Origin of the sequence: Spirillospora sp. NPDC047418, from assembly GCF_040643275.1 — a bacterium.
Classification (GTDB): Bacteria; Actinomycetota; Actinomycetes; order Streptosporangiales; family Streptosporangiaceae; genus Spirillospora.
In genome coordinates, this window is the sequence record NZ_JBEYTW010000179.1 from 1 (window position 1) to 6,475 (window position 6,475).

General features: G+C 71.0%; 7 protein-coding genes. 4 read left to right on the plus strand and 3 right to left on the minus strand.

Annotation, left to right across the window (positions count from 1 at the left end):
- Positions 1 to 292: 292 nt before the first annotated feature.
- Positions 293 to 1,591, minus strand: coding sequence for an XRE family transcriptional regulator (locus ABZ806_RS44585; RefSeq protein WP_500225972.1), 1,299 nt, complete (start codon positions 1,589 to 1,591; stop codon positions 293 to 295).
- A gap of 260 nt (positions 1,592 to 1,851) precedes the next feature.
- Here ABZ806_RS44585 and ABZ806_RS44590 point away from each other — a divergent pair, with 260 nt between their 5' ends.
- The 3 genes from ABZ806_RS44590 to ddaH all read left to right on the plus strand — a co-directional run bounded on the left by ABZ806_RS44590 (position 1,852) and on the right by ddaH (position 3,551).
- Entirely contained in the window at positions 1,852 to 2,259 is a 408-nt protein-coding gene (locus tag ABZ806_RS44590; protein WP_500225974.1) for an ATP-binding protein, read from the plus strand.
- Positions 2,256 to 2,582 (plus strand): hypothetical protein, encoded by a 327-nt coding sequence (locus tag ABZ806_RS44595; RefSeq protein ID WP_500225976.1) that lies wholly within the window; start codon positions 2,256 to 2,258, stop codon positions 2,580 to 2,582. Before ABZ806_RS44590 ends, ABZ806_RS44595 begins: the two co-directional genes overlap by 4 nt.
- Positions 2,583 to 2,708: 126 nt before the next feature.
- On the plus strand, positions 2,709 to 3,551 hold the full coding sequence (gene ddaH, locus ABZ806_RS44600) for a dimethylargininase (RefSeq protein WP_500225978.1): 843 nt from the start codon (positions 2,709 to 2,711) through the stop codon (positions 3,549 to 3,551).
- 19 nt (positions 3,552 to 3,570) lie between these two features.
- On the opposite strand, the gene ABZ806_RS44605 is transcribed toward ddaH, so the two are convergent.
- Together ABZ806_RS44605 and ABZ806_RS44610 are read right to left on the minus strand one after the other, a co-directional pair.
- Positions 3,571 to 4,863 carry an MFS transporter gene (locus tag ABZ806_RS44605; RefSeq protein ID WP_500225981.1) on the minus strand — a complete coding sequence of 431 codons (1,293 nt, stop codon included), beginning with the start codon at positions 4,861 to 4,863 and terminating at the stop codon, positions 3,571 to 3,573.
- 16 nt (positions 4,864 to 4,879) lie between these two features.
- Positions 4,880 to 5,452 (minus strand): helix-turn-helix domain-containing protein, encoded by a 573-nt coding sequence (locus ABZ806_RS44610; protein ID WP_500225984.1) that lies wholly within the window; start codon positions 5,450 to 5,452, stop codon positions 4,880 to 4,882.
- A 64-nt stretch (positions 5,453 to 5,516) separates the two neighbouring features.
- Here ABZ806_RS44610 and ABZ806_RS44615 point away from each other — a divergent pair, with 64 nt between their 5' ends.
- Positions 5,517 to 6,425, plus strand: coding sequence for an NAD(P)/FAD-dependent oxidoreductase (locus tag ABZ806_RS44615; protein ID WP_500225987.1), 909 nt, complete (start codon positions 5,517 to 5,519; stop codon positions 6,423 to 6,425).
- Positions 6,426 to 6,475 lie beyond the last annotated feature (50 nt).

The following is a 6,475-nucleotide window of genomic DNA, read 5'->3' on the forward strand; positions in this document are numbered from 1 at the left end:
ACCTCAATCTGCGCACGCTCGGCACTCGTCAAACGCTTTCCTGGCACAACAAGATCCTTCCAAAGACCTCGTCGCAACAGACACTAGAAACCGCCACGTCGAAAACAACAACACGCCGCAGATCAACAACGTGGCGACCCGCATGCGCCACCACACCCAAGTTCAGCGGACCTGGGGCCTCGCAAACTTCGACGTCACCGGCAGCGCCCGCGCTCGGGGTGAAGCGGGGACGTGCAACGGGCTCGACATACACGGCCGGGCTGGGCTCAGCGATCGGTACGGTGCCGCACCTTCAGGCAGGCGTCAGGGCGCGGAGTTCTCGGGCTGCGGGTAGTGCACGTGCTTGAGCGGGCAGGGCAGCGAGGACGTGGGCCGCGAGTGTGCTCGTGCCGGCCGCCAGGTATTCAGGGTGTTCCTGGAGCGCCGATACGGCTTCTTGCAGGCCCGCGTCTACATCCCGAGCCCGGACGAGCGCCTCGGCCCGCATCAGTGACAAGTTCTTGAGCGGCACGACCGAGCCGTCCGGATAGCAACTGATCGCCCGTTCGAGCACGTCCGTGGCCTGGGAATTTCCGACTCGGGTCAGGACGTACGATTCCGTCCAGTGCAGCTGGCTTTCGCGGAACGCCAGGACGGTCTGGGTTCCATCGGGCAGTTGCCCCGCCATTTCCTTGACCTTGTTCAAGGAGGCATGCGCCACACGATCGTCCCTCTGGTCGGCCGCCATGTAGGCGCGGGCGGCATGGGCCCGGGCCAATCCGGCTGAGGGCGTTCCGTTCGCCAGGGTTATGGCCTCGTCGATCAGGCCGACGACGAACTGATGCGGCCTGCCCGCCCAGAACGCATCCTGGGCCGCTCTCCCGCGCGTCCACACCTGCAGGTCACGGTCGCCGGAATTGTCGGCGGCACGGCGGGCGGTGCCCCAGGTGATTCGGGCTGAACGCTCCTCGCCGGCATCACCCAGCACGATGGCCAGCAAACCGGAGAGGCCCGCGCTCACCTTCAGGAGGCCGGCTCGCTCTTGGGGGGTCCCTGCCCGGTCGAGCAGCCGTCCCACGGCGATGATGTCGGCCGTAAGGCCGCCGACCAACGATCCCGTCGGCCGGGTCACGACATTCTGGCCGTACTCATAAACCACTTGTTCCCATTCGTCCAGGTCGACGGCCTGGCCTGCGGCGCGGTCGATGCCGGCGAGGACTTCCTCCAGGGTTCCCGGCGGGACGGCTGCTCCGGCGCCCAGGGCGGCGATCAACTGGAGTGCGGCGCGACGTTTCACGTCTTCGTTCCCGTCGTCGGGAATGGGGGTCGGGTTTACGGTACCCATCGGTTGATCGGTCGATTCCTGCCCGAATAGATCCTTTTCTTCCATTCCGAACGCGGTGGCGTAGGCGGAGCCCCAGTCGGACGGGAAGACCTCGCCCTTCTCGTGGCGGTTGATCTGCCGGGACAGGTTCTTGACCTGGCTCAGGTCGGGATGATCGATGCCGGCGGCGGCGTACAGGCGGCGGGCCGCCTTGAACGGGCCCCAGCCGCGGGCGCGGCGTTCGGCTTCGAGGCGGGCGGCCCACGGGGGGCGGGGCAGGTCGGTCATGGGGGTGCCCTTCGGCGCGGACTTGTGTCCCTCCAACGCCCCCATTGTCGCCTTTCTCGGTCCGTGCGCGCACGGTTTCACTGAGTTACGCAGGACGCCGTGTCCTGCGTCCAAGAAGGACGAGGCGGCCCCGGCCGGTGAGCCACCACCTGCACCGGGGCCTTGATCCGACAACGGAGGTCGGACCCATGGGCGATCGTAGGCGCACACTGCTGCGGCGGGGTGGCATCACACGCGCGAGCCAGGCGGCGCGGACGTATATGTGGGCGTTGGACGAGCGGGCGCCGGGGGCTGCTCGGCGGGCGGTTCGGGGCGTGCTGGGCGGGTGGGGTGTCGCGGAGGACGACATCGACACCGCCGTTCTGCTGGCGTCCGAGGTCGTCACGAACGCCGTCCGGCACGTGCGGGACGAGTTGCGGGTCGGCGGTGTCGTCAACGTACGGGTCCGGATCATGGACGGACGGCTGCGGGTGGACGTGACCGACCCCGAGCCGGGCGTGCCCCGGGTCGTGGCCGCGTCCGAGACCGACGAGGGGCACCGGGGCATGGCCGTGGTCGCCGCGTGCGCCGACAAGTGGGGCTGGCACCCCGCGAAGGGCGGCGGCAAGACGGTGTGGTGGGTGCAGGTCCTGGAGACGCCCGCCTGCAAGCGCGTCCTCGGGCGGTGACGGAGCCCGGCGCGGAGGCGCGCCTTCGGCGGCTGGCGCGCGTCCTCGCGGACGGCGGATGGACGTGCACCCTGCGGATCGCGGACGGGCGGCCGTTGCTGCGCGTCCTGGACGCGCGGGTTCCGGTGATCGGCGAGACCATCGCCGTGGCCCTCGTCCCGGACGCCGGAGGCGGTCCCGCCGCCTGGTTCCGTTCGTCCACGGGCGTGCTGCTGGGGCCTTGCGCCGATCCGGTGCGGGCGGCGACCGGGGTGCGGGTGCTGCTCGGGCCGTGGGTCGCCGGGGCGCTGGGCGGCGTCCGGCATCACCGGCGCAATGAATAGCGCGTCTGCGGAGGAAACGCGCAACGAAGTGCCAGGTGAGAGCAAGGTTGGCGCATTGGATTGCGGCGGCTTCGTTCCTAGGCTTTCGATTAGTCGATCCCCTCTCGGACCTCCCTGGAGACACGTATGACCGTCATGCCGGCAATGGAGCCGAGCACCGTTGAGCGCACCGCGCTGCGGCGGCACTTCCTGATGTGCCGTCCTGAGCACTTCGCCGTCACCTATGCGATCAACCCCTGGATGGACCCGGCGGCCGGTGCCGACGCCGGGACGGCCGTCGCGCAGTGGGAGGCCCTGCGGGCCGCCTATCTCGCGCTCGGGCATGAGGTCAGCCTCATCGACCCGATCAAGGGGCTGCCCGACATGGTGTTCGCGGCGAACGGCGCGCTGGTCGTCGGCGGACGGGTCTACGGCGCGAAGTTCACCTTCCCCGAGCGGCACGCGGAAGGCCCCGCGTACATGACATGGATGCGGGAGAACGGGTTCGCCGAGGTGCTGGAGGCGCAGCACACCAACGAGGGCGAAGGCGACTTCCTCACGCTCGACCACGTGATCCTCGCGGGGACCGGGTTCCGGACGGACCTCGCCGCCCACCAGGAGGCGCAGGAGTTCCTCGGACGTCCCGTGGTCACGCTCCGGCTCGTCGACCCGCGCTTCTACCACCTGGACACCGCGCTGTTCCCGCTCGGCGGCGGCAACGTCGCCTACTACCCCGGCGCGTTCTCGCCGGGCAGCCGGGCGGTGCTGGAGCGGCTGTTCCCGGACGCGGTCATCGCGGCCGAGGCGGACGCGGCGGTGCTCGGCCTGAACGCGGTGTGCGACGGGCGCAACGTCGTCATCAACGCCGAGGCGACCAGGCTGATCGCGACGCTGCGGACCCACGGCTACGAGCCGGTTCCGGTGGATCTGTCCGAGTTGCGCAAGGCGGGCGGCGGGCCCAAGTGCTGCACGCTAGAGCTGCGCGCCTGAGCGGGCCTGATCGGCCTGATCAGCGGCGGCGCCGGCGGCCGGTGCTGAGGCCGATGTGGCGGCGGGCCAGCCGCCGGGTCCGCAGAACGCCGGTGATGCCGATCGCCCAGATGCCGATCTGGACGGTCCACGCGGCGCGGAACGCCTCGGGCGTGAACTCGCCGTCCGGCGACAGGGCGTCCAGGACGAGCCCGATGAGCAGGATCGTGACGAGGGACGCGATGAACCCGCCCACGTTGACGATGCCGGTCGCGGTGCCCTGCCGGCCGGGCGGGTTGAACGTCCGGGCGTAGTCGAAGCCGATCATCGAGCCGGGGCCGCCGGGCGCGACGCACAGGATGAGCAGCACCAGCAGCCAGGCGGGGGCGGGCGGCGGCCAGGCGAGGACCACCGCCCAGGCCGCCACGTTCATCCCGACGATGCCGAGGACGAGCCACGACCGGCGCAGCGGGTAGCGGGCGACGAGCCGTCCGATGAGCGGGCCGGACACGACGTTGACCAGCACGAACAGCGTCAGCAGCAGGGACGCGGCGGCCGGTTTCATGCCCTGCCCCGACACCAGGTACGGGTAGCCCCACATCAGCGCGAACGTGTTGGACGAGAACTGGGTCACGAAGTGCGACCAGAGCCCGAGGCGCGTCCCGGGGTGGCGCCACGCCTCGACGAGGTTGGCGCCGGTCTCGCGCAGGGTGGGAACGTCGGCGTGGCCCGGCCCGTCCCGCAGGAAGGCGATCGACAGCACCGCCATGAGGACGCCGAGGGCCGCCGCCGACCCGAACGCGGTGCCCCAGCCGGGTCCGTGCAGCAGCGCGACCAGCGGGATCGCGCTGAGCACCTGGCCGAGTTGCCCGAGCTGCCCGGTGAGTTGCGTCACGACCGGGATGTACCGCCCGGGAAACCAGGTCGCGACGATGCCGAGGACGCTGATGAACGTCATGGCGTCGCCCGCGCCGACCATCACGCGGGCGGCGACGGCCGTCCCGATGTCGGTGGACACGGCCATGAGCGCCTGCCCGCCGGCCATGAGCAGCGCGCCGCCCGCGACCATCCGGCGGGGGCCGACGCGGTCGAGCATGAGCCCGACGGGGATCTGCAGGCCCGCGTAGACGAGCAGTTGCAGGACGGTGAAGGACGCGAGGATCCCGGCGGACGCGTCGAACCGGTGGACGGCGTCCAGCCCGACGACGCCGAACGACGTCCGGTGCAGGACCGCGACCGCGTAGGCGAGGACGCCGACGCTCCACAGCAGCCACGCCATGGGGACGGCCTTCTGGTCATCCGGGCGTTCCTGGGGAGGTTGGGCGGTCTGCACGGATAACCAAGTTATGTCACTTCTGTCGGGGTCTGGCCCGCAGGTGCATCCGCTCCCCCTGCGGGCCGAACAGGGAGAGCACCTCCGCCGTCCCGTCGACGGCGCCGAACCAGTGCGGCAGCCGGGTGTCGAACTCGGCGGCCTCCCCCGGCTCCAGGACGAGGTCGCGGCCGGCGAGGTGCAGCCGCAGCCGCCCGTTCAGCACGTACAGCCAGTCGTAGCCCTCGTGGGTCTGCGCTTCGCCCGTCCACCGGCGCTCCGGGACGATCATCTTGAACGCCTGCACCCCGCCGGGACGCCGGGTCAGCGGCAGCACGGTCATGTCGCCCATCTTCTTCGGGCGCGGCCTGATCCGCGGGTCGCCGACGGCCGGGGCGCCGACCAGCTCGTCCAGCGGGACCCCGTGCGCCTGCGCGAGCGGCAGCAACAGCTCCAGGCTCGGCCGCCGCTTGCCCGACTCCAGCCGCGACAGCGTGCTCACCGAGATGCCGGTGGCCTCGGCGAGCGCGGTGAGGGTGATGTCGCGGTCCTGCCGCAGCCGCCGCAGCCTCGGCCCGACTCCGGCGAGGACGTCCTCGGTGGTCTCCATGCCTCTATTGCAGGATCGGCAAAGAAGTTTGTCAATCCGGGAAGCCCCGGTGCATCCTCGCGGCATGACTGAGAACAGGGAACGAGAAGTACTCATCATCGGCGGCGGACCGGCCGGGCTGAGCGCCGCGCTCGTCCTGTCCCGGGCCCGCCGCGACGTCACCGTCGTGGACGCGGGCGAGCCCCGCAACGCGACCGCCGAGCACATGCAGGGCTTCTTCACCCGGGACGGCATGCCGCCCGCGGCGCTGCTGGAGACCGGCCGCACCGAGGTGCGCGGCTACGGCGGGGAGATCGTCTCCGGGCGGGTCGAGCACGCCGCCGGGGACGCGGCCGGCGGCTTCGTCCTCACCCTCGCCGACGGAACCGCCCTGCGCGGACGCCGGCTGCTGGTCACCACCGGCGTCACCGACGTCCTGCCGGACATTCCCGGCCTTCAGGACCGCTGGGGCCGCGAAGTCCAGATGTGCCCGTACTGCCACGGCTGGGAGGTCCGCGACCAGAAGATCGTCGTGCTGGCGTCGTCGCCGAACTCCGTCCACCAGGCGTCGCTGCTGCGGCAGTGGTCGCCGGACGTGACGTTCCTCGCGGCGAAGGCGCCGACCGGCGAGGACGCGGCCCGGCTGGACGCGCGCGGCGTCCGCGTCGTGGAGGCGGAGGCGCGGCGCCTCGTCGCCGACGACGACCGCATCACCGGGTTCGAGCTGGCGGACGGCTCCGTCCTGCCCTGCGATGCCGTGTTCGTCGCGCCGACGTGGGTCGCCAAGGACGGCCCGCTGACCGACCTCGGCTGCGAGATCGGCGACAACGGCTTCGTGAAGGTGGACGAGACCGGCCGCACCAGCGTCCCCGGCGTCTGGGCGGCCGGCAACGTCACCTTCCCGGGCGGCCAGGTCATCATGGCGGCCTCGGCCGGCTCGATGGCCGCCGCCATGATCAACGCCGACCTCATCGAAGCCGACATAGCCGCCTGACTTTTCGTTGACCTGCGGCGTGTTGTTGTTATGCCGTCCCCCATAACAAC

Coding starts and splice junctions, on each gene's coding strand:
- ABZ806_RS44585 (WP_500225972.1), bottom strand. CDS start 1,591: ATGACCGACCTGCCCCGCCCCCCGTGGGCCGCCCGCCTCGAAGCCGAA.
- ddaH (WP_500225978.1), top strand. CDS start 2,709: ATGACCGTCATGCCGGCAATGGAGCCGAGCACCGTTGAGCGCACCGCG.
- ABZ806_RS44615 (WP_500225987.1), top strand. CDS start 5,517: ATGACTGAGAACAGGGAACGAGAAGTACTCATCATCGGCGGCGGACCG.
- ABZ806_RS44590 (WP_500225974.1), top strand. CDS start 1,852: ATGTGGGCGTTGGACGAGCGGGCGCCGGGGGCTGCTCGGCGGGCGGTT.
- ABZ806_RS44610 (WP_500225984.1), bottom strand. CDS start 5,452: ATGGAGACCACCGAGGACGTCCTCGCCGGAGTCGGGCCGAGGCTGCGG.